Origin of the sequence: Grimontia hollisae CIP 101886, from assembly GCF_000176515.1 — a bacterium.
Classification (GTDB): domain Bacteria; phylum Pseudomonadota; class Gammaproteobacteria; order Enterobacterales; family Vibrionaceae; genus Enterovibrio; species Enterovibrio hollisae.
On sequence record NZ_ADAQ01000013.1, the window covers coordinates 1,080,703 to 1,100,088 of the forward strand.

Annotated in this window: 19 protein-coding genes; 10 read left to right on the forward strand and 9 right to left on the reverse strand. The window is 50.1% G+C overall.

What is annotated here, in order from left to right:
• The first annotated feature begins 10 nt into the window (after nt 1-10).
• Nucleotides 11-172: a hypothetical protein gene (locus tag VHA_RS19060; RefSeq protein ID WP_005506833.1), complete on the forward strand. Its 162-nt coding sequence runs from the start codon at nt 11-13 to the stop codon at nt 170-172.
• Here VHA_RS19060 and tadA read toward each other — a convergent pair.
• Both tadA and VHA_RS17795 read right to left on the reverse strand, forming a co-directional pair.
• Nucleotides 169-693 (reverse strand): tRNA adenosine(34) deaminase TadA, encoded by a 525-nt coding sequence (gene tadA, locus VHA_RS17790; protein ID WP_005506834.1) that lies wholly within the window; start codon nt 691-693, stop codon nt 169-171. The genes VHA_RS19060 and tadA overlap by 4 nt on opposite strands.
• A 42-nt stretch (nt 694-735) precedes the next feature.
• Nucleotides 736-1,623 carry a LysR family transcriptional regulator gene (locus VHA_RS17795; RefSeq protein ID WP_005506843.1) on the reverse strand — a complete coding sequence of 296 codons (888 nt, stop codon included), beginning with the start codon at nt 1,621-1,623 and terminating at the stop codon, nt 736-738.
• 171 nt (nt 1,624-1,794) lie between these two features.
• Here VHA_RS17795 and VHA_RS17800 point away from each other — a divergent pair, with 171 nt between their 5' ends.
• Both VHA_RS17800 and fghA read left to right on the forward strand, forming a co-directional pair.
• Nucleotides 1,795-2,925, forward strand: a complete 1,131-nt coding sequence (locus VHA_RS17800) for an S-(hydroxymethyl)glutathione dehydrogenase/class III alcohol dehydrogenase (protein WP_005506844.1) — start codon at nt 1,795-1,797, stop codon at nt 2,923-2,925.
• Between the two features lie 61 nt (nt 2,926-2,986).
• Nucleotides 2,987-3,829 carry an S-formylglutathione hydrolase gene (gene fghA, locus VHA_RS17805; RefSeq protein ID WP_005506845.1) on the forward strand — a complete coding sequence of 281 codons (843 nt, stop codon included), beginning with the start codon at nt 2,987-2,989 and terminating at the stop codon, nt 3,827-3,829.
• Nucleotides 3,830-3,932: 103 nt separating this feature from the next.
• Here the strand turns inward: fghA and VHA_RS17810 are convergent, their stop codons facing one another.
• The 3 genes from VHA_RS17810 to guaB all read right to left on the reverse strand — a co-directional run bounded on the left by VHA_RS17810 (nt 3,933) and on the right by guaB (nt 8,971).
• Nucleotides 3,933-5,492, reverse strand: a complete 1,560-nt coding sequence (locus VHA_RS17810) for an AbgT family transporter (RefSeq protein WP_005506846.1) — start codon at nt 5,490-5,492, stop codon at nt 3,933-3,935.
• A gap of 362 nt (nt 5,493-5,854) precedes the next feature.
• Nucleotides 5,855-7,432, reverse strand: a complete 1,578-nt coding sequence (gene guaA / locus VHA_RS17815; RefSeq protein ID WP_005506847.1) for a glutamine-hydrolyzing GMP synthase — start codon at nt 7,430-7,432, stop codon at nt 5,855-5,857.
• 72 nt (nt 7,433-7,504) lie between these two features.
• On the reverse strand, nt 7,505-8,971 hold the full coding sequence (guaB, locus tag VHA_RS17820) for an IMP dehydrogenase (protein ID WP_005506849.1): 1,467 nt from the start codon (nt 8,969-8,971) through the stop codon (nt 7,505-7,507).
• 164 nt (nt 8,972-9,135) lie between these two features.
• Between guaB and xseA the strand changes: the two genes are divergently transcribed.
• Nucleotides 9,136-10,464, forward strand: a complete 1,329-nt coding sequence (gene xseA, locus VHA_RS17825) for an exodeoxyribonuclease VII large subunit (protein ID WP_005506851.1) — start codon at nt 9,136-9,138, stop codon at nt 10,462-10,464.
• A 24-nt stretch (nt 10,465-10,488) separates the two neighbouring features.
• Here xseA and VHA_RS18785 read toward each other — a convergent pair whose 3' ends face one another.
• Entirely contained in the window at nt 10,489-10,719 is a 231-nt protein-coding gene (locus tag VHA_RS18785) for a zinc ribbon domain-containing protein (RefSeq protein WP_005506859.1), read from the reverse strand.
• A 694-nt stretch (nt 10,720-11,413) separates the two neighbouring features.
• Nucleotides 11,414-11,971, reverse strand: a complete 558-nt coding sequence (gene gmhB / locus VHA_RS17830; RefSeq protein ID WP_005506862.1) for a D-glycero-beta-D-manno-heptose 1,7-bisphosphate 7-phosphatase — start codon at nt 11,969-11,971, stop codon at nt 11,414-11,416.
• A 160-nt stretch (nt 11,972-12,131) separates the two neighbouring features.
• Between gmhB and tsaA the strand changes: the two genes are divergently transcribed.
• The 6 genes from tsaA to VHA_RS17860 all read left to right on the forward strand — a co-directional run bounded on the left by tsaA (nt 12,132) and on the right by VHA_RS17860 (nt 17,446).
• Complete coding sequence (gene tsaA / locus VHA_RS17835) at nt 12,132-12,836, forward strand: tRNA (N6-threonylcarbamoyladenosine(37)-N6)-methyltransferase TrmO (protein ID WP_005506865.1); 705 nt, start codon at nt 12,132-12,134, stop codon at nt 12,834-12,836.
• 66 nt (nt 12,837-12,902) lie between these two features.
• Nucleotides 12,903-14,618, forward strand: a complete 1,716-nt coding sequence (locus VHA_RS17840) for a proline--tRNA ligase (RefSeq protein WP_005506867.1) — start codon at nt 12,903-12,905, stop codon at nt 14,616-14,618.
• 240 nt (nt 14,619-14,858) lie between these two features.
• Entirely contained in the window at nt 14,859-16,010 is a 1,152-nt protein-coding gene (locus VHA_RS17845; RefSeq protein WP_040529336.1) for a patatin-like phospholipase family protein, read from the forward strand.
• 107 nt (nt 16,011-16,117) lie between these two features.
• Nucleotides 16,118-16,972 (forward strand): GGDEF domain-containing protein, encoded by an 855-nt coding sequence (locus VHA_RS17850; protein WP_005506873.1) that lies wholly within the window; start codon nt 16,118-16,120, stop codon nt 16,970-16,972.
• A gap of 79 nt (nt 16,973-17,051) precedes the next feature.
• On the forward strand, nt 17,052-17,258 hold the full coding sequence (locus VHA_RS17855; protein WP_005506875.1) for a YaeP family protein: 207 nt from the start codon (nt 17,052-17,054) through the stop codon (nt 17,256-17,258).
• Nucleotides 17,258-17,446: a DUF4250 domain-containing protein gene (locus VHA_RS17860; protein ID WP_005506877.1), complete on the forward strand. Its 189-nt coding sequence runs from the start codon at nt 17,258-17,260 to the stop codon at nt 17,444-17,446. Before VHA_RS17855 ends, VHA_RS17860 begins: the two co-directional genes overlap by 1 nt.
• Before the next feature lie 194 nt (nt 17,447-17,640).
• Here the strand turns inward: VHA_RS17860 and VHA_RS17865 are convergent, their stop codons facing one another.
• Nucleotides 17,641-17,952 carry a c-type cytochrome gene (locus tag VHA_RS17865; protein WP_005506879.1) on the reverse strand — a complete coding sequence of 104 codons (312 nt, stop codon included), beginning with the start codon at nt 17,950-17,952 and terminating at the stop codon, nt 17,641-17,643.
• 69 nt (nt 17,953-18,021) lie between these two features.
• Entirely contained in the window at nt 18,022-19,344 is a 1,323-nt protein-coding gene (gene tilS / locus VHA_RS17870) for a tRNA lysidine(34) synthetase TilS (RefSeq protein WP_005506881.1), read from the reverse strand.
• Nucleotides 19,345-19,386 lie beyond the last annotated feature (42 nt).

A 19,386-nucleotide genomic window follows, 5' to 3' on the forward strand; every position in this document is an offset into this window, starting at 1 on the left:
GGAAGTGCGGATGTTTGCGAAAAAACGAAAAGCCCAAGCCAGTTTTGCCCGTAACTCCAGTGCAGCATTAAACCGCCGTAAGCGTAAGCGTAACGTCGCCCTGAAAAAAGTGCTGTGGCGACAGCGTACATTCGCAATCCGCGAATTTGCCATGATGGACGAACGTTATTAACTGCTGGTGTTTCTGGAAGGATCCTGCACCGCTTTGCGCGCTTCTTTCTCTGCTTTTTTCTCCTGACGGCGACGGCGGAAAAAGGCCTGCAGTTGCTCACGGCATTCCTCTTCAAGCACCCCGCCCTGAAACTGTACATGGTGATTCACACCGTCGTAACTCAGCAAGTTCATCACACTCCCTGCCGCCCCCGTTTTATAATCCGGCGCGCCGAAAACCACCTTACCAATCCGGCTGTGCACCATGGCTGACGCGCACATTGGGCATGGCTCCAGCGTGACATACAGTACTGCCTCTAACAGGCGGTAGTTTTGCAGCTTTTTTCCCGCCTGACGCAGTGCCATCATTTCAGCGTGTGCAGTGGCATCATGTTGGCCAATCAGGCGATTCCAGCCTTCACCTACTACCACACCGTTATGGACCACCACAGCACCGACTGGCACTTCTCCTTCTGCTTCGGCCTTGGCTGCCAACGCCATCGCACGGCGCATAAACTGCTGATCTAATTCACTCTGTGTCACGGTATTTTAATCTCAAGCTTACTCTGCGGTGGAGTATAACACTCACTGTTTGTTAGGGTGATACGCCAATTTCGCTGCCAGAAAATCCACCAGCAATTTCACCCGGAGTGGCTGTAAGCGGCGGTGAGGAAACAAGGCCCAAATCCCTTCTTCCATGTCCTCATAGGCATTGAGTACCTTGACCACTTTTCCTGAAGCCAATGCATCGTTCAGGTAATAGTCAGGCAACTGGATAAGCCCTTTGCCACGAATCGCCGCATCCAGCAAAGCAATACCACTGTTACAACGAAGCAATCCCCTGACCCGCACCGAGCGCTCTTTCCCCTCTTCACGGAATCGCCAGTAATCATGCTGGCCACGAAGACAATTGTGCTGAGCCAATTCTGACAGGGTATGTGGCGTGCCATGTTTAGAGAGATACGCCGGAGAACCGCAGACAATCAGGCGGCGGGTTGAGAGACGTTTGCACACCATGGAGGAATCAGTTAAACGTCCCAGACGCAAAGCGACATCACAGGAGGCGTCGACAAGATCCAAGGTGGCATTGGTCAGATCAACATCAATCTGGATCTCAGGATACGCATCCATGAAGTCAAGGATCAGCGGCATGACGACCTTTTCCCCATACGTCACCGGTGCAGTCAGCTTGATGTGGCCGTTGGGTGTTTCATGTAACTGGGTCACCGCGATCTCGGCTTCTTTTAAACCATCGGCCAATAGCCGGCAATGCTGGTAGTAAATATCCCCTTCTTCTGTGGTTGACACCTTTCGCGTGGTTCGGAATAAAAGCCGGGTATTTAAACGCTCCTCCAACAGGGAGATCTGTCGGCTGATATGTGCCGTCGACGCACCGAGGCGCTTTGCGGCTTTGGTAAAACTTGCCGTCTCCACTACCGCTAAAAACTCTGAAACCCCTTGCCAATCTGACATTGTTCCCTACCAGTAAAAGTCTATTGCCACTAAAGTGGATTATCACACAAACAGAAACAAATAGACTAAACGTCACACTTAACGTGTCACAAAACTGAACTCGCTACCCCTGCATATATCACCTAGGGTTAGACGATAAGGGACTGACCAGATCAAAAAGAGGATGTATTCATGGCAGAACAATTTATTAAGTCGCGTGCAGCGGTTGCATGGGAAGCGGGCAAACCCCTCAGTATCGAAGAGGTGGATGTCATGCTGCCCAAAGCAGGCGAAGTCTTGGTACGTATTATTGCGACCGGTGTTTGCCACACCGATGCTTTCACCCTCTCCGGTGACGATCCTGAAGGAATTTTTCCGGCCATCTTGGGACACGAAGGCGGTGGCATTGTGGAAATGGTCGGTGAAGGCGTCACCAGCGTTGAAGTGGGCGATCATGTCATCCCGCTCTACACCCCAGAGTGCGGCGAATGTAAATTCTGTCTGTCAGGCAAAACCAACCTTTGTCAGAAAATCCGCGAAACCCAGGGCAAAGGCTTGATGCCAGACGGCACTACCCGTTTTTTCAAAGACGGTCAGCCTATCTATCATTACATGGGCACGTCGACGTTTTCTGAGTATACGGTATTGCCTGAAATTTCACTGGCAAAAGTGAACAAGGAAGCGCCTCTGGAAGAAGTGTGCCTGCTGGGCTGTGGTGTCACCACCGGTATGGGTGCCGTATTAAATACCGCGAAAGTGCAAAAAGGCGATACCGTCGCGGTATTCGGCCTGGGGGGGATCGGCCTTTCTGCCATCATCGGTGCCGCCATGGCAGGAGCCAGCCGTATCCTTGGTATCGATATTAATGAAAGTAAGTTTGCACTGGCGAAAAAGCTGGGGGCGACTGATTGCATTAACCCGAGCAAATACGATAAGCCCATTCAGGACGTGATTGTGGAAATGACCGATGGCGGTGTCGATTTTTCCTTTGAATGTATCGGAAATGTTAATGTGATGCGCTCAGCACTGGAATGCTGTCACAAAGGCTGGGGGGAATCGGTGATCATTGGCGTAGCTGGCGCGGGACAAGAAATATCAACCCGTCCATTCCAGTTGGTCACCGGCCGAGTCTGGCGCGGAAGTGCCTTTGGTGGCGTGAAAGGGCGTTCAGAATTGCCAGAAATCGTCGAACGTTACATGGCTGGCGAATTCAAACTGGATGATTTTATTACCCATACCATGGGTCTGGATGCCATCAATGAGGCATTCGACTTGATGCATGAAGGCAAGAGCATCCGCTCTGTCATCCACTATGACAAGTAAGCCGCTTTCTCAATAAAACCCCACGCAGGCGGCACAACATCGCCTGCTTTGGAGTCCAAACATGAGCCTTGAAAATATCAGCAGTAACCGCAGCTTCGGCGGTTGGCATAAACAATATACCCACACCTCGCGCACGGTTCACTGCAAGATGCGCTTTGCAATCTTCCTGCCACCACAAGCATCAGAATCCAACCGGGTACCGGTGCTTTACTGGTTATCAGGATTGACCTGCAGCGACGAAAACTTTATGCAAAAAGCAGGAGCGCACCGCGTGGCTGCAGAATTGGGCGTAGCCATTGTGGCACCGGATACCAGCCCCCGCGGCGAAAACATTCCTGACGATCCGGACGGTGCCTACGACTTCGGTATTGGTGCAGGTTTCTACCTGAACGCGACTGAAGCCCCCTGGAACCGTTTTTACCAGATGTACGACTACGTAGTAAAAGAACTGCCGGCTGTTATCGAAGCACACTTTCCGGTCAACAACGTAAAAGCGATCGCCGGTCATAGCATGGGCGGTCATGGCGCATTGACCATTGCCCTGAAAAACAGTGACGATTACCGTTCAGTGTCGGCGTTTAGCCCCATCGTTAACCCAGCGGCCGTTCCGTGGGGTGAAAAAGCCTTTACCCATTATCTGGGAGAAAACCGCGAAACCTGGCTCCAATACGACAGTTGCGCTTTGATCAAGCAAGCGGGTAAGCATTTGCCGATACTGATTGACCAAGGGGATGCAGATCAATTTCTGCATGAGCAGCTCAAACCCGGAAACCTTTTGCAAGCGGCAGAAGATGCCGGTTATCCGTTAGAACTGCGTATGCAGGAAGGTTACGACCACAGCTACTACTTTATCGCCAGCTTTATTGAAGACCATCTGCGTTTTCATGCCAGACACATGGGCTAACAGCACCGTAAGGCAGCATAAATAACAAAACCCGGCACTGGCCGGGTTTTGTTGTTCTGGATTGTATTTACTGCTAATAGAATATTGCCGCTTGCAAACACAATCAGAGCTGATAGGTATAAGGTGCCTGGATGCCCAGAGGGATACCCAGCGCCCAGTATGCCATCAGGAACAGTGACCAGCCGATCAGCATCGCAATCGAATACGGCATCATCATCGATGCCAGAGTGCCAATACCCGTGCTCTTCACATAGCGCTGGCAGTACACCACTACCAGCGGGAAAAACACCATCAGTGGAGAGATAATGTTGGAAACTGAGTCACCCACACGGTATGCCGCCTGCGACAGCTCTGGAGAAATCCCCAGCGCCATCAACATTGGAACCAGAATTGGACCAATCAACGCCCATTTCGCTGATGCTGAGCCAATCAAAAGGTTAACAGATGCTGTCAGCAGGATCATACCAACGATGGTCAGTTGCGCTGGCATATTTAACGCTTTCAGGAACGCCGCCCCTTCTAGTGCCAACAATGTGCCGATATTTGATTGGCTGAATGCGGCAAGGAATTGCGCACAGAAGAAAGACATCACCAGATACGCACCCATGGTTGCCATGGTATCACCCATAGCTTTGATGATATCGCCCTGGGTCTTAAACGTACCTGCCACGCGGCCATACACCACCCCTGGGATCACAAACAGGATGAAGATCAGTGGCACGATAGATTTCATCAATGGCGCAGAGAATGCAGTCAGCTCGCCTTCTGGAGAACGCAGCGCGGAAGATTCAGGGATCAAAGCCACCACCAGCAGCGCAATGCCCGCAAGCATCGCAAGACCTGCACGGTTGAACGCTTTACTTTCAATCTCCGAGAAGCTGCCCAAATCCGGTGCCTTTTCTGCATCCTCGTCGATAGGCAATTTGCTCAGACGTGGCTCGATGATTTTCTCTGTCACATACCAGCCGATCGCCACAATCAAAAATGATGACAAGCCGGTAAAGTACAGGTTTGCCAGCGGGTTCACCACATAGTCTTTATCAAGTACCTGGGCAGCTGATTGGGTAAAGCCAGCCAACAATGGATCGATACCCGCAGGAATAAAGTTGGCAGAAAAACCACCAGATACACCGGCAAATGCCGCTGCAATCCCTACCAATGGATGACGGCCAGCAGCGTGGAAAATAATCCCGCCAAGTGGGATCACCAGCACGTAGCCGGCATCTGCTGCTGTGTGTGACACAATCGCAACCAAGATCAAAGCCGGGGTCAGCAGTTTCTTCGGTGTCACGTTAAGCATTTTTTTCAGGCCAGTAGTGATAAAGCCTGAGGCATCAGCGACGCCTACGCCCAACATCGCCACCAAAACAATCCCCATGGGGGCAAAACTGGTGAACGTCGTCACCATATTGGCCAGAAAATTCGCCAGTGCTTCGCCCGTCAACAGGTTCTTAATTTCAACAGCCTGGCCAGTAACAGGATGGGTCAGGCCAAAATCGACCTGAGAAAGAACGGCGGACAGGCCCCATATAATTAGAAGTCCATAGAAGAACAGGAGAGCAGGTTCAGGGATCTTATTGCCTGCTTTTTCAATCCAGTTCAGGAACTTTTCCATACCGCCACTTGGCGCGTCAGGACGATTGCTCATGGCATGGTTACTCATTTAAAGCTCCGAGTTTTTACAGTGTGTTTGCATAGAATGATCGAATTCGCTGATAAGCTTGAAACGACGTCATAATTGGTAAGCAATACAAAATACACATGTGAAACGAAATTGATAGTGACTAATCTCAATTAAAACCATTTTTTCAGCACATTAGTTCAATTTACACACCAATAAAAACACAAAACAAACAAAGACAGCCAGAATAAATAACGCAGGAAACATAAGCGTTACTTTTGGCGTAAGCAGTGAGTATTAAACACCTGGTAAAGGAAAAGTGTCGTGGTACTGAGAGGGACTCAGAGAAAAGAAAAGGCACGCAGTGCGTGCCTTTATCTTTATATTGACAGGAAGTAAGGGAGCTATTCCCACTCAATCGTTGCCGGCGGCTTACCGGAGATGTCGTAAACCACGCGACTGATACCATCCACTTCATTAATGATGCGGTTGGATACACGGCCCAGGAAGTCATACGGCAGGTGTGCCCAATGCGCGGTCATAAAGTCGATGGTTTCTACAGCGCGCAGTGACACTACCCAATCGTACTTACGGCCATCGCCCATCACACCCACAGAGCGCACTGGCAGGAAGACGGTAAATGCCTGGGAAACCTTGTTATAAAGGTCGGCTTTGTGCAGCTCTTCAATGAAGATAGCGTCTGCACGGCGCAGCAGGTCACAGTATTCTTTCTTGATTTCGCCCAGCACACGTACGCCCAGACCTGGCCCTGGGAATGGATGGCGATATAGCATGTTATAAGGCAGACCCAGTTCCAGACCAATCTTACGCACTTCGTCCTTAAACAGCTCTTTGAGCGGCTCAACCAGTCCCATTTCCATGTCATCCGGCAAACCACCTACGTTGTGGTGAGACTTGATAACGTGCGCTTTACCGGTCTTGGATGCAGCAGATTCAATCACGTCTGGATAGATAGTGCCTTGCGCCAGCCACTTCGCATTTTTCAGCTTCTTCGATTCTTCATCAAAGACATCGACAAACACGTGACCAATCTTCTTACGTTTCTCTTCAGGATCTGAGATGCCTTCCAGCGCTGACAAGAAACGCTCTTCCGCATCAACATGGATGATGTTCAGGCCGAAGTGGTCGCCGAACATTTCCATCACTTGCTGTGCTTCGTTAAGGCGTAGCAGGCCGTTATCTACGAACACACAGGTCAGCTTGTCACCGATCGCGCGGTGAATAAGCATCGCCACCACAGACGAATCCACGCCACCAGACAGGCCGAGGATCACTTCATCATCACCCACCTGCTCTTTGATTCGTGCAATCGCATCTTCGATGATAGAAGCCGGTGTCCACAGGCGTTCACAACCACAAATGTCTAGCACGAAGCGTTCCAGCATACGGTGCCCCTGACGGGTGTGTGTCACTTCCGGATGGAACTGAACGCCATAGAAGCGTTTCTCTTCGTTTGCCATAGCCGCAAACGGGCAAGAGTCCGTCGATGCCACTTTGACAAAGTCCGCCGGGATTTCCACCACTTTGTCACCGTGGCTCATCCAGACATCCAGCACGCCTTTGCCGTCTTCGTTAATGGCATCCTCAATACCTTCAAACAAGCTACCTGCGTTATCCAATGTCACTTTCGCGTAACCAAACTCGCGCTCTGTTGAGCCCGCGACTTTACCGCCAAGCTGCTCAGACATGGTTTGCATGCCGTAGCACACACCCAGAACCGGTACTCCTGCGTTGAACACATATTCAGGCGCACGTGGTGAACCTGCTTCTGTTACGCTTTCTGGACCGCCGGAAAGGATGATGCCATTTGGGTTGAAGTCTCGGATATCCTGCTCATCAACATCCCAGCCCCATAGCTCACAGTAAACACCGATTTCACGGATACGTCGCGCGATCAACTGGGTGTATTGAGAACCAAAGTCGAGGATCAGAATACGTTGGTCATGAATATTTTGGGTCATTTTCAGCTTGTCTCAAAAAGTCTTCGGTACAAGGGGGCTTGCACCCCCATGCTTTAAAATACGGGCGGTGAATTACTGGCCAGTACGGTAGTTTGGTGCTTCTTTGGTGATGGTCACGTCATGTGCGTGTGATTCAGTCATGCCTGCACCGGTAATGCGAACAAACTCTGCTTTAGTACGCAGATCTTCAATGGTGGCAGAACCGGTCAGTCCCATGCATGAGCGCAGGCCACCCATTTGCTGGTGAACAATCTCTTTCAGGCGGCCTTTGTATGCCACGCGGCCTTCAATGCCTTCCGGTACCAGCTTGTCTGCTGCGTTATCACTTTGGAAATAACGGTCAGAAGAGCCTTTAGACATCGCGCCCAGAGAGCCCATGCCACGGTAGGATTTGTATGCACGACCCTGATAAAGCTCAACTTCGCCCGGAGATTCCTCAGTACCAGCCAGCATTGAGCCCACCATCACACACGATGCGCCAGCTACCAGCGCTTTACACAGGTCACCGGAGAAACGGATACCACCGTCAGCGATAACAGGAATGCCATATTGTTCCGCCACTTCAACCGCATCAGAGATTGCGGTGATTTGAGGAACACCCACACCGGTAACAATACGGGTAGTACAGATTGAACCTGGGCCAATACCCACTTTCACCGCATTCACACCGGCTTCAATCAGTGCTTTTGCACCCGCGCCAGTTGCCACGTTGCCACCGATGATTTGCAGATCAGGGTATTTTGCACGGGTGTCACGGATACGCTGGAGCACACCTTCTGAATGACCATGGGACGAATCGATAAGCAGAACGTCAACACCCGCCTCAACCAGTGCTGCGATACGCTCTTCGTTACCGGCACCGGCACCAACCGCTGCACCCACGCGTAGACGGCCTTGCTCGTCTTTACATGCGTTTGGTTTGCGCTCGGCTTTCTGGAAATCTTTTGCTGTGATCATGCCCGCGATGTGGTGGTCATCATTCACCACCAGAATTTTCTCTACGCGGTGCTTTTGCATCAGCTTTTGTACTTCTTCCGGGCTTGCACCTTCTTTAACGGTCGCCAGTCGCTCTTTCGGCGTCATCACTTCTGCCACTTTCAGGCCTAAGTCAGTAACGAAGCGGACGTCACGGCCGGTAATGATCCCGACCAGTTCGTTGCTTTCCGTTACCACAGGGAAACCCGCAAAACCATGTTTTTCGGTCAGGGCTTTCACATCCGCAATGGTTTGTTCCGGCGTCACAGTGATGGGATTGGAAACCACACCGGCTTCGAAAATCTTCACCAGGCGAACCTGTTCAGCCTGTTGCTCGATAGACATGTTTTTGTGGATAAAGCCAATGCCACCTTCCTGAGCCAGCGCAATCGCCAGACGCGCTTCGGTCACTGTGTCCATTGCCGCAGAGATCAGCGGAATGTTCAGAGAGATAGATTTGGTCAGTTGTGTGCGCAAGTCGGCAGTGTTCGGCAGAACTGTGGAGTGTGCTGGAACCAGCAGTACATCATCAAAAGTGAGGGCTTCTTTAGCTATTCGTAACATTGCAATATCTCACGCCAAAATAATATGAGGGACTTCAAAATATTGCCGCCGCATTATACTGACGGCGCAAACGTTTGGCTACAGATTTTTGCGAAATCATTTGGCTTTCAGATTTGCCCTCTTTAACATGGCTTCATCTTGCTGAAAAAAAGATGCATTTCGCTATGACTCTCACCAACACCAATATTTACACTGTCTCCAGACTGAATGCCGAAGTTCGTTTACTGCTTGAAAACGAAATGGGTATTGTCTGGCTGGTTGGCGAGATCTCAAACCTCACCATGGCGACTTCCGGCCATTGGTATTTCACCCTGAAAGACCGTCAGGCCCAGGTGAAATGTGCCATGTTCAAGGGGAATAACCGCCGCGTGACATTCAGGCCCGCCAACGGAAACCAGGTGTTGGTGCGCGCAAGACTCTCCTTATATGAGCCGCGCGGCGACTACCAGATCATTGTTGAGAGCATGCAGCCGGAAGGTGACGGCCTGCTGCAACAGCAATTCGAAAAACTGAAAATGCAATTAGCCGCGGAAGGGCTCTTTGCTGCCAGCCTGAAAAAGCCGCTGCCCGAGCAGCCAAGGCGCGTTGGCGTGGTGACATCCAGTACCGGTGCTGCATTGCATGATATCCTCCACGTGCTGAAACGCCGCGATCCCAGCCTGCCAGTCGTGATCTATCCGACGCAGGTACAGGGTAAGGATGCCGCTATCCAGATTGCACAGGCGATTGGACGTGCTAACAGCCGCAATGAGTGTGATGTACTGATCGTTGGGCGTGGCGGTGGCTCACTCGAAGATCTCTGGTGCTTTAACGAAGAGATTGTCGCCCGTACCATTGCTGCCAGCACGATTCCTATCGTGAGTGCTGTTGGTCATGAAATTGATGTGACTATCGCAGATTTCGTGGCAGATGTGCGTGCCCCTACTCCTTCTGCCGCCGCAGAGCTTGTCAGCCGGGATACGTCGGTACGCGTACAACAGCTTTCACAGCGCACAGACCGGCTTGCCCATGCCTTCAGTCGCCATCTAAGCCGCTCACAGGAGCAACTGACCCGGCTGCAACACCGTCTGGCATTGCAACACCCGAAAGCACGCATACAGCATCAGGCACAGCAGCTTGATGAGCTTAAAAGGCGTTTGCACCAATCCATGCGCTACCGGCTGCAAACCGACGCACAGCGTCTGGACAGGGCGCTTGAGAAACTGGAACGCTACTCACCCGCCAATCAAATCCCCGGACAGAAAGCCCTGCTGGGCTATATGGAGCAACGCCTTATTGACGCAATGCGCAGGCAATTGCGCCAACACCAGCATGCACTGGCACTTAAGATGGAAACACTGGATGCGGTCAGCCCGCTGGCTACCCTGGCGCGTGGCTATTCCATTACCCGCAATGAGAGAGGGGAAGTGATCCGCTCTGTATCCATGCTGAAATCCGGGGATCAGATCATTTCGTCATTTGGTGATGGTGAGATCCAGTCAACCGTCAACTAGGATCAGGACATCACAGGCGGTGTCTCACACCGTTTTTTGCGGCTCGAATACGATCTTCGCACTCGACTTCGATTTAAGCTCGTTACAGGTATGACAGAAAAAACTGGTCGAGCCACACGCTTGGAGTTTTTCTAACAGCGCATCACACACCCTACAAAACGCCTGTTTTAAAAAGCATTTTTCACATTTCGTGCAGTGATAAATGCCATCATCCCATGTCAGATCCGATCCACAGTCCGGGCAGTGATTTTCCATTGCAGCCTCTTTACCTCTTCCACTTCGCAGTTTGCTCACCCAAGGATGCACAAGGATCCTTCTGCCGCTATTCTAAACATTCCAAGGCGCTAAAACGAACAGCCAGACGCTGGATCCTCTCAAGATCGTCAGATCGCAGCGTTTATGGGATCCGATCAGCGATCACCCCTCAAAAAAATATTTATCAATACAACCCCCGAAAGCATAAGTTACATGTTCTGTATTTGGATTTTATTTAGAATTTTATGCTTGTAAATTTCATTGTAAAATAGAAATACAACATTTTATAAATTAAAGATGATTTATTAGCCGTGTATTAATTCGCCACCGTGGCCTGAAACGATATTTCCCGCCAATTCACCCTATTTTTGTGATCAAGATCATTAAATACACAGCCATAACCTGTCCGATCCTAACGTCATTGTCCGGTAATAAGCATTATTAACTCTTTGTTTTACATAAAAATGGAGAAATAACTGCCATGAAATACAGGAAAATGCTCTCAATGCACAAATTACACAGGTTGTCATTCCATCTTCATGCTTCTGTCAATATCAACGGCGACAGGTATAAAAATACCCTCAGTCATTGGAATACTGAGGGTACTCTTCGGGTCAGTTGCTCAATGCCCAAACAGAATCTGTGTTAGACAAAAATGCTGCTTTAACTGCGTTGTTCTCGATGTCAATGCGCCTCATTTAGCATTGCGTAGGTAATCTGGCACATCCACAATACTGTCTAATACGACAGTCGCTAATTTCTCACCTTCTTCTGATATCGCCTTCCCCGTACGGACCAGGATTTTCGTACCCACGCCAGCCGCTTCTGCTGCTCGCATGTCGTCGGCTTTATCACCAATCATGACAGACTTACCCATATCGATATTCAGGAAGTCTCGCGCAGAAAAGAACATACCCGGTTGCGGCTTGCGACAATCACAGTCCAGCTTGTATTTATCATCGCCATAATCAGGGTGATGTGGGCAATAATAAATGCCGTCGAAATCCACACCTCTATCGGCAAAATTCCAGTCCATCCACTCGGTCAGGCTCAGGAACTCATCTTCGGTGTAGTAGCCTCGTGCAATACCAGATTGGTTCGTCACCAACACAAGCAGATAGCCCATATCCTTAAATGCACGGCATGCATCGAAGACGCCGTCTATATACTCAAAATCATCTGTGGTACTGACATAGCCGTGATCCACATTAATGACACCATCTCTATCGACAAAAACCGCTGGTCTGGCCAAAGCTCTACCCTCTATACATAGTTACAGCTCAATTATGACATGCATTGGTGGCGCAAGCACCCGCCATTATGAAGCTGTAGAGGCGCACTTCCTCACCCCTTACTGGTGATTTGGCTATCTATGGTAAAGTGCCAACGATTGAATTAAGAGATACTTGCTTATGAGCTATTCGCTGACACCTGTCGGTCATATACAGTCACCCTTTAAAGAAAAGTTTGCAGTACCACGGCAACCCGGTCTGGCACCCAGTGCCATCGCATCGATTGTCTTGGAAAATGACGCCAATAATCTCGATACCGTTCGGGGTATCGAGCAATTTTCCCATCTATGGATCCTGTTTTTATTTAACCAAAACCTGGATCAGGGATGGACGCCTACTGTCCGACCTCCTCGGTTGGGTGGAAATGAACGTATTGGGGTGTTTGCAAGCCGGGCAACGTTCCGCCCGAACGGGATTGGTATGTCTGTGGTTCCGTTAAAAGGTATAAGACAAGAGAAAGGACATATCATTATTGATATCAGCAGCTGTGATTTGGTCGATGGCACGCCAGTGATTGATATCAAACCTTATATCCCTTATTCCGATGCCATTGCTGATGCTATTGGCGGCTATGCTGCAGAAGCACCATCCACACTTAACGTCCAGTTCAGCGACGCTGCCAGTTATCTGCTGTTAAAAGACCCGTCAGGCCAGCATAAACAGCAAGTGATAAAAGAAGTCCTTGCTCAGGATCCAAGGCCTGCTTATAAGAAGGGGAAACCTGATACCAAAGAGTATGCGGTTCACTTATTTGACTTGAATGTAAAGTTTACCGTTGATGAACCCGTTATCACTGTCACAGCGATAGAAGCCTTTGGTGAATAGGTCTCTCGCTGGTAATATGACGCACTTATACCCTCCTTACTGTAAATAGATAAACGGATAGCTTAGATGCGTACCAGTAAATACCTTCTTTCTACGTTGAAGGAAACACCAAATGACGCAGAAGTGGTCAGCCACCAGCTGATGCTGCGTGCCGGCATGATCCGCAAACTGGCTTCAGGCCTGTACACCTGGCTGCCAACCGGTTTGCGCGTGCTGCAAAAGGTTGAAAATATCGTTCGTCAGGAAATCAACAACGCAGGCGCGATTGAAACCCTGATGCCCGTGGTTCAGCCGTTTGAGCTATGGGAAGAGACAGGCCGTTCTGAAAAGATGGGGCCAGAGCTACTTCGCTTCACTGACCGCCATGAGCGTCCGTTTGTTTTGAGCCCGACAGCGGAAGAAGTGATCACCTCGCTGGTTCGTAACGAAGTAAACTCTTACAAGCAGCTTCCTTTGAACCTGTATCAAATCCAGACCAAGTTCCGTGATGAAGTGCGCCCACGTTTCGGTGTGATGCGTGCCCGTGAATTTTCGATGATGGATGCGTACAGCTTCGACCTCGACAAAGAAGGCCTGCAAAAATCTTATGAAGCGATGCACACTGCGTATTGTGCAGCGTTCGACCGTATGGGTCTGGACTACCGCCCAGTGCTTGCTGATACAGGTGCAATCGGTGGTTCTGCCTCTCACGAGTTCCACGTACTGGCAAACAGCGGTGAAGACATCATTGCTTTCTCTAGCGAATCGGATTATGCAGCCAACATTGAAATGGCCGAAGCCGTTGCGCCTGCGGGTGAACGTGCTGCACCAACCCAGGAAATGACACTGGTCGATACCCCTGATGCGAAAACCATCGCGCAGTTGGTTGAACAGTTTGGCCTGCCTATCGAGAAAACCGTTAAGACCTTGTTCGTGAAAGCGTCTGACGCGGTTGATGCTGATTTGGTTGCCCTGTTGGTTCGCGGTGACCACGAGCTCAACGAAATTAAAGCGGAGAAACTGCCTCAGGTTGAAGCGCCATTGCAGTTTGCAACAGAGGAAGAAATTCGCGCAGTGGTTGGCGCAGGCCCAGGTTCTTTAGGTCCGGTTGGCCTGACAGTACCATTTATCGTTGACCGCAGCGTTGCGTTGATGAGTGACTTCGGCGCTGGTGCAAACATCGACGACAAACACTACTTCGGTATCAACTGGGGTCGTGATGTTGAATTGGGTGACGTGGCAGATATCCGCAACGTGGTAGAGGGCGATCCAAGCCCATGCGGTAAAGGTACTATCCAACTGAAACGCGGTATCGAAGTGGGCCACATCTTCCAGCTGGGCACCAATTACTCAGAGAAAATGGGCTGTGGCGTTCTGGGCGCAGATGGCAAGAACGTGATCCTGGAAATGGGTTGTTACGGCATCGGCGTGTCACGCGTCGTGGCAGCTGCCATTGAACAGAACCATGACGAAAACGGTATCATCTGGCCTGACGCCATTGCGCCGTTTACTGTGGCTATCGTGCCAATGAACATGCACAAGTCAGAGCGTGTTAAAGATGCGGCTGAAAAACTGTATGCAGAACTGACTGCTGCAGGTATTGAAGTGCTGTTTGATGATCGTAAAGAGCGTCCGGGTGTCATGTTCTCTGACATGGAACTGATTGGTATCCCACACACCATCATCATCGGTGAGCGCAGCATGGACAACGGTGTATTTGAATACAAACACCGCCGTAACGGTGAGAAAGTGCCGGTAGACATGGAAAACATGGTTGAGTTCTTAAAAGCAAAACTCGCTTAATACTCGCCTGTTCTACCAAACGCCTCCAACTGGAGGCGTTTTTACAGGGCGCCATTTTCATTGAAACCTGCCGTTTCGTTCACGATATTATATTCATAAAAGCGCCCCCAACGCCTTCTCTCTTCTTTTGACGGGTAAGTGTCTTCCAGCATGGCTGAAGTCTGTATCCCTCCTTTTTATACCCAAGCAACGCTTCTGGTTCATACTGAAAAGAAAGACAATCCAACAGGTAGTCAGGTTATGGTAGCCAAAACGCCCCCATCCTCTCCACAGAAGCATATCGCCTTACTGTTAACAGGCGGTGGTGCTCGTGCGGCATATCAAATCGGGGTATTGAAGGCCATTGCGGAATGGTATCCTCGGGTACATCACAGCCCATTTACCATTTATTGCGGCACCTCAGCCGGTGCGCTGAATGCCACCTCACTGGCTTGCCATGCGTCATGTTTCCGACTCGGCGTCAAAAAACTGTCTTGGCTTTGGACTCACCTTTCAACACCGGATATATTCAAAAGCTCATTTTCAGGCATGTTTTACCATATTGGCCGACAAGGCTTTGCTCGTATGCAGGCCCAGTATCATTGCGCTCCCCCTTTTGGTTTGTTAGACAACCGCCCTCTTCGTACGCTCTTAAATAATGTGCTTCAGTTCAATAAGATAGAGCACCAGATAATGACAGGTAATTTACGGGGACTGGCGATCACCGCCTCCAACTACCAGACCAGCCGATCTGTCACGTTTTACCAAGGACAGCCGGATATTGAACCCTGGACGCGTTCACGAGCGATAGGTATTCCCAGCCAGATCACCACCGAACACTTGCTCGCATCCTCCGCAATTCCTATTGTATTCCCAGCCTCACAAATTGGTCATAGCTATTATGGCGATGGCTCCGTTCACCAAATCGCACCATTACGGCCTGCATTAAAAATGGGGGCAGAACGGGTACTCATCATTGATTTAAACCCCCGACAATCTGAGCAAAGCCATGGCCTTGCCCATGCTCCCGGACTGGCCGCTCTGGGCGGGCACTTGATGGATGCAATTTTTGCCGACACGCTATCGGCAGACCTTGAGCATCTTGATCGTATGAATGCTCTGGTTAACGCCATGCCAAAGACAAAAGCTGAAGCGCTGTCATTGCGGCAAGTCGATGCCTTCCATCTGTCTCCTTCCGAGCCTTTTGAGCCACTCGTCGAACGCCATTACTGCGACATGCCTATTGCAGTAAGAGGATTGATGAGAATACTGGGCATCAGTCCCGTTGAAGATACGGCAATGACCAGTTATCTGCTGTTTGAATCAAAATACATCAATCAGTTAATTGACATGGGTTATAAAGACACTCAGGATCGTCGAACTGATTTAGCCGCATTTCTCGCTGGCGAGTGATCTCTCTTCACTGATGAAGTACAAAAGCACCTCAAAATTGGAACGCTTTTTGCTTTTATTGATTAAAGCATAAACAGTGACAGTGTTAGGTTTCTGAGGCAAATTCGATGAGTACGCAACTGGAACAAATTAAAAAAGCGGCGATACAAACCCGTCGTGTTCCTTTGGGCGCGGATCAACGCCTGATGGTGATGCAGAAACTTCAAGGACAGCTGGATATCGCGCCGTTATTTGATGTATTCACCCAAGAGCTGGAAAAACAAATCGACATTACCCGCCTGATCTGGGAGCACCAAGAAATTTCCCATATCGTCCGACGTGGAGGATCATCGGACTACCGCCAGACCTTCTCACTGAAATTCACCAACACCCCGCTGGGCATGCTGCAATACTGCACCCCTTACAAGCTCGATGATGACGAAATTGCCCTTATCCATACTTATCACCGTTTACTGGCTGGCCCTTTAAGTAATGCGATTGAATATAACCGCGTACGCAACATGGCCCTGCTTGACAGCCTGACCGGATTAAATAACCGAACCAGCTTTGAACAGGATCTCCGCCAGTCCATTGCAATGACCGAGCGGAACAACCATGGTCTGATCCTGATGATTTTCGACATGAATAACTTCAAGCAGGTCAACGATACCTATGGCCACTTAGATGGCGACAACGTGCTACGCCGCTTCTCCTTGTTACTAAAAGAAGCCATTCGCGCCTCTGACCGCTGCTATCGCATTGGCGGTGATGAATTCGCGGTCATTTTGACACCGGCTACAAAAGAATCTGCACAGTTGGTAAATGAACGTCTTAAATCCTTGGTTGCCAAAGACTCACTGTTGTCAGCCCACAATATTTCCAGCTCCGTCGGTTGTACCACCTACCGTCAGGGCGACAATCATATGTCAATCTTTGAACGTGCCGACCGAAGCATGTACCGCAATAAGTCTCGACACCGCTAACCCCACCCAATCAAGCTTCAACGCTCCATTACAGCGCTTTTTGCGTTATATTTCCCTTGGTTTTATGAAAGGAGTGGCTATGAAAGTCTACGAATGTTGCGATTTGATCCGCCAACGCTATTCAGAAATTGGCAGCGGCGAGCAGGGATATATCCCAAGCGCCATTGCCTGCGCCATCCGCGCTTTGGATGCCATCGCATCTGATGAACGCATTCCGGAAGAAAAACGTGAACAAGCCGCCTTTGCCGCCGCGAATCTGCTGATCAGTGACCACGAGGATGCATAATGAACCTAAAAAACTTTGAAGCCATGGATACCATCATGTTGATGAGTATCGTGAACATGAAATTACGTGATGAATTCAGCTCTCTGAATGAGCTCACCAAATACTTCGATATTGATGAAGCCGCACTGAAAGCCAAACTGGCCACTGCAGGGTTTGAATACCTGCCAGAGCACAACCAGTTTAGGTAATCGCACCACCAGAACATCAAAAGCGGAAGCGCCTAGCTTCCGTTTTGAGTGTTCAGGCAATGCCTATGTATCAGGTAGCGCTTACACCAATGACATCCAAATCACGGCAACATCTACAGATATGGTGAATTGATCACCGGAAACAAAAAAAGCCAAGGCAAAGGCCATGGCTCTCTACGTAATTGCTCTTGCACCTATTTCATCTGCGAGAAGTAGGCTGCCAGGTTAGCCATGTCAGCATCACTCAGTATGTCTGCCTGAGGCTTCATTATCATCGCCTGTGCACTGGTACGCTCTCCGTTTTTATACGCTTTCAATGCCGATACCAGATACTGCTCATTCTGGCCTGCAAGATTAGGGTACCCGGGGATCAATGCAATACCGTCTGCGCCATGGCACGCCGCACAGATTGCTGCTTTTGCTTTTCCTGCTTCAGCATCACCTGCTGCAAACGAAGGTGCTGCCATCATCAGTGCTGCCAGACCTAAAGGTAACAGTCGTTTCATCACTTCCTCACTTTATTGTTTTTCAGTTAGTTTGGTTAATTTGACTAAATTGTTACACGTTATACGTATTCACGCATCGAAGGCACGGCATTTGTGCCAGACAAGCTCACACTCCCCGCCAACAAATCCCTCGCACACAAACAGACCGGCGACGGCCGCAATTTTTGCACCATAGAATAGGATCGGGGTTCTGCGTCTTTCCCAGCTTGGCACACCGTATTCCTGAAACAGCTTTTTAAGCTTTCGCTTACCCAGCCTTCCTGCAGGGTGAGCAGATAGCCCTTCAGGATTAAACGTAACGCTCACGGTTTCATTGGCAAACGGTGCCCTTATCTTGCCTCCAAATCCCACGGTTTGAAGTGCAATCTCCCCAAGGCCATCGGGTAAACCCAGTGTTTCTCCTATCTCCAGCTGACCTGTCCATGCCGATACATCTTGGTGAGGTGGAACAACATAGAGTGTGCCTTGGTAACGACGCACATCTACCGGGCCTAATTGAAGTGATGGGTTTGCATCTTGTGCCGATTCAATCACTGAAACCTGAAGCTCACGCATCTGCACTGACGAAGGTACTACACCTGCGGTCTTCTTCAGCCAGCGCCGTGTCATCGCTGTCTGCATGTTACCGGATAATGCCATCAAAGCGCTGATGGAAAGCCCTCCGTCCGCCAGCATCACCTGATGGTCATAACCTGACAAAAGCTCATCCAGCAGCGCCTCTTGCTCAGCACAGTGACGCGCCGTACGGTTGATCGCTTTCACCATCCCCGGCCAACGTTCCTGCGCCATAGGTAACCATTGTTGCCTGATAAAATTACGATCAAAGCGACAGTCCAGATTACTTTCATCCTCAAGCCAGCTCAGTCCCTGGTCCTCAGCGTAGCGCTCAATTACTGCACGGGTGATACTGAGCAAAGGGCGACACAACACGGCATGACCCAATGGCCTTGTTACCGGCATGGCAGCAAGCCCGGCGGGGCCACTGCCACGTTTGAGAGCAAGCAGGAAGGTTTCAGCCTGATCATCAGCATGTTGTCCGGTCAGCACCAATGCGTCATTTTCTACGTGGTTGAGAATGGCTTGGTAGCGGGCCTCACGCGCCGCATTTTCCAGATTCCCTTCCCGCTGATTCAGGGAGACGCGGATCCCCTTGAATGCAAAATCTGCTTCTGTCGCCCAGGCTTCACAGCGCATCATCCATTCGTCGGCATTTGGACTCAAGCCGTGGTGAATATGAATGACGAGATAACGGTGCTGGGGATGAATATCCCGGTAGGTCGCGAGCAAATCCAGCATGACACGAGAGTCTACCCCACCGCTGAAAGCCAGAACAATCTGACGCGGCTGGGGAGTATACGCATCAAGCACATTTTCAAACAGGGAGAACAACATACGTGCCTCTCAATACAGAATTACCCGAATCATAGCAGAAGA

What these genes read in the sequence shown, in the direction of transcription:
- fghA (WP_005506845.1), top strand. Translation starts at nt 2,987, where the DNA reads ATGAGCCTTGAAAATATCAGCAGTAACCGCAGCTTCGGCGGTTGGCAT.
- VHA_RS17795 (WP_005506843.1), bottom strand. Translation starts at nt 1,623, where the DNA reads ATGTCAGATTGGCAAGGGGTTTCAGAGTTTTTAGCGGTAGTGGAGACG.
- VHA_RS17855 (WP_005506875.1), top strand. Translation starts at nt 17,052, where the DNA reads ATGAAAGTCTACGAATGTTGCGATTTGATCCGCCAACGCTATTCAGAA.
- VHA_RS17840 (WP_005506867.1), top strand. Translation starts at nt 12,903, where the DNA reads ATGCGTACCAGTAAATACCTTCTTTCTACGTTGAAGGAAACACCAAAT.
- tsaA (WP_005506865.1), top strand. Translation starts at nt 12,132, where the DNA reads ATGAGCTATTCGCTGACACCTGTCGGTCATATACAGTCACCCTTTAAA.
- VHA_RS17865 (WP_005506879.1), bottom strand. Translation starts at nt 17,952, where the DNA reads ATGAAACGACTGTTACCTTTAGGTCTGGCAGCACTGATGATGGCAGCA.
- VHA_RS19060 (WP_005506833.1), top strand. Translation starts at nt 11, where the DNA reads ATGTTTGCGAAAAAACGAAAAGCCCAAGCCAGTTTTGCCCGTAACTCC.
- guaA (WP_005506847.1), bottom strand. Translation starts at nt 7,432, where the DNA reads ATGACCCAAAATATTCATGACCAACGTATTCTGATCCTCGACTTTGGT.
- VHA_RS17810 (WP_005506846.1), bottom strand. Translation starts at nt 5,492, where the DNA reads ATGAGTAACCATGCCATGAGCAATCGTCCTGACGCGCCAAGTGGCGGT.
- VHA_RS17860 (WP_005506877.1), top strand. Translation starts at nt 17,258, where the DNA reads ATGAACCTAAAAAACTTTGAAGCCATGGATACCATCATGTTGATGAGT.
- xseA (WP_005506851.1), top strand. Translation starts at nt 9,136, where the DNA reads ATGACTCTCACCAACACCAATATTTACACTGTCTCCAGACTGAATGCC.
- tilS (WP_005506881.1), bottom strand. Translation starts at nt 19,344, where the DNA reads ATGTTGTTCTCCCTGTTTGAAAATGTGCTTGATGCGTATACTCCCCAG.
- guaB (WP_005506849.1), bottom strand. Translation starts at nt 8,971, where the DNA reads ATGTTACGAATAGCTAAAGAAGCCCTCACTTTTGATGATGTACTGCTG.
- VHA_RS17850 (WP_005506873.1), top strand. Translation starts at nt 16,118, where the DNA reads ATGAGTACGCAACTGGAACAAATTAAAAAAGCGGCGATACAAACCCGT.
- VHA_RS17800 (WP_005506844.1), top strand. Translation starts at nt 1,795, where the DNA reads ATGGCAGAACAATTTATTAAGTCGCGTGCAGCGGTTGCATGGGAAGCG.
- VHA_RS18785 (WP_005506859.1), bottom strand. Translation starts at nt 10,719, where the DNA reads ATGGAAAATCACTGCCCGGACTGTGGATCGGATCTGACATGGGATGAT.
- VHA_RS17845 (WP_040529336.1), top strand. Translation starts at nt 14,859, where the DNA reads ATGGTAGCCAAAACGCCCCCATCCTCTCCACAGAAGCATATCGCCTTA.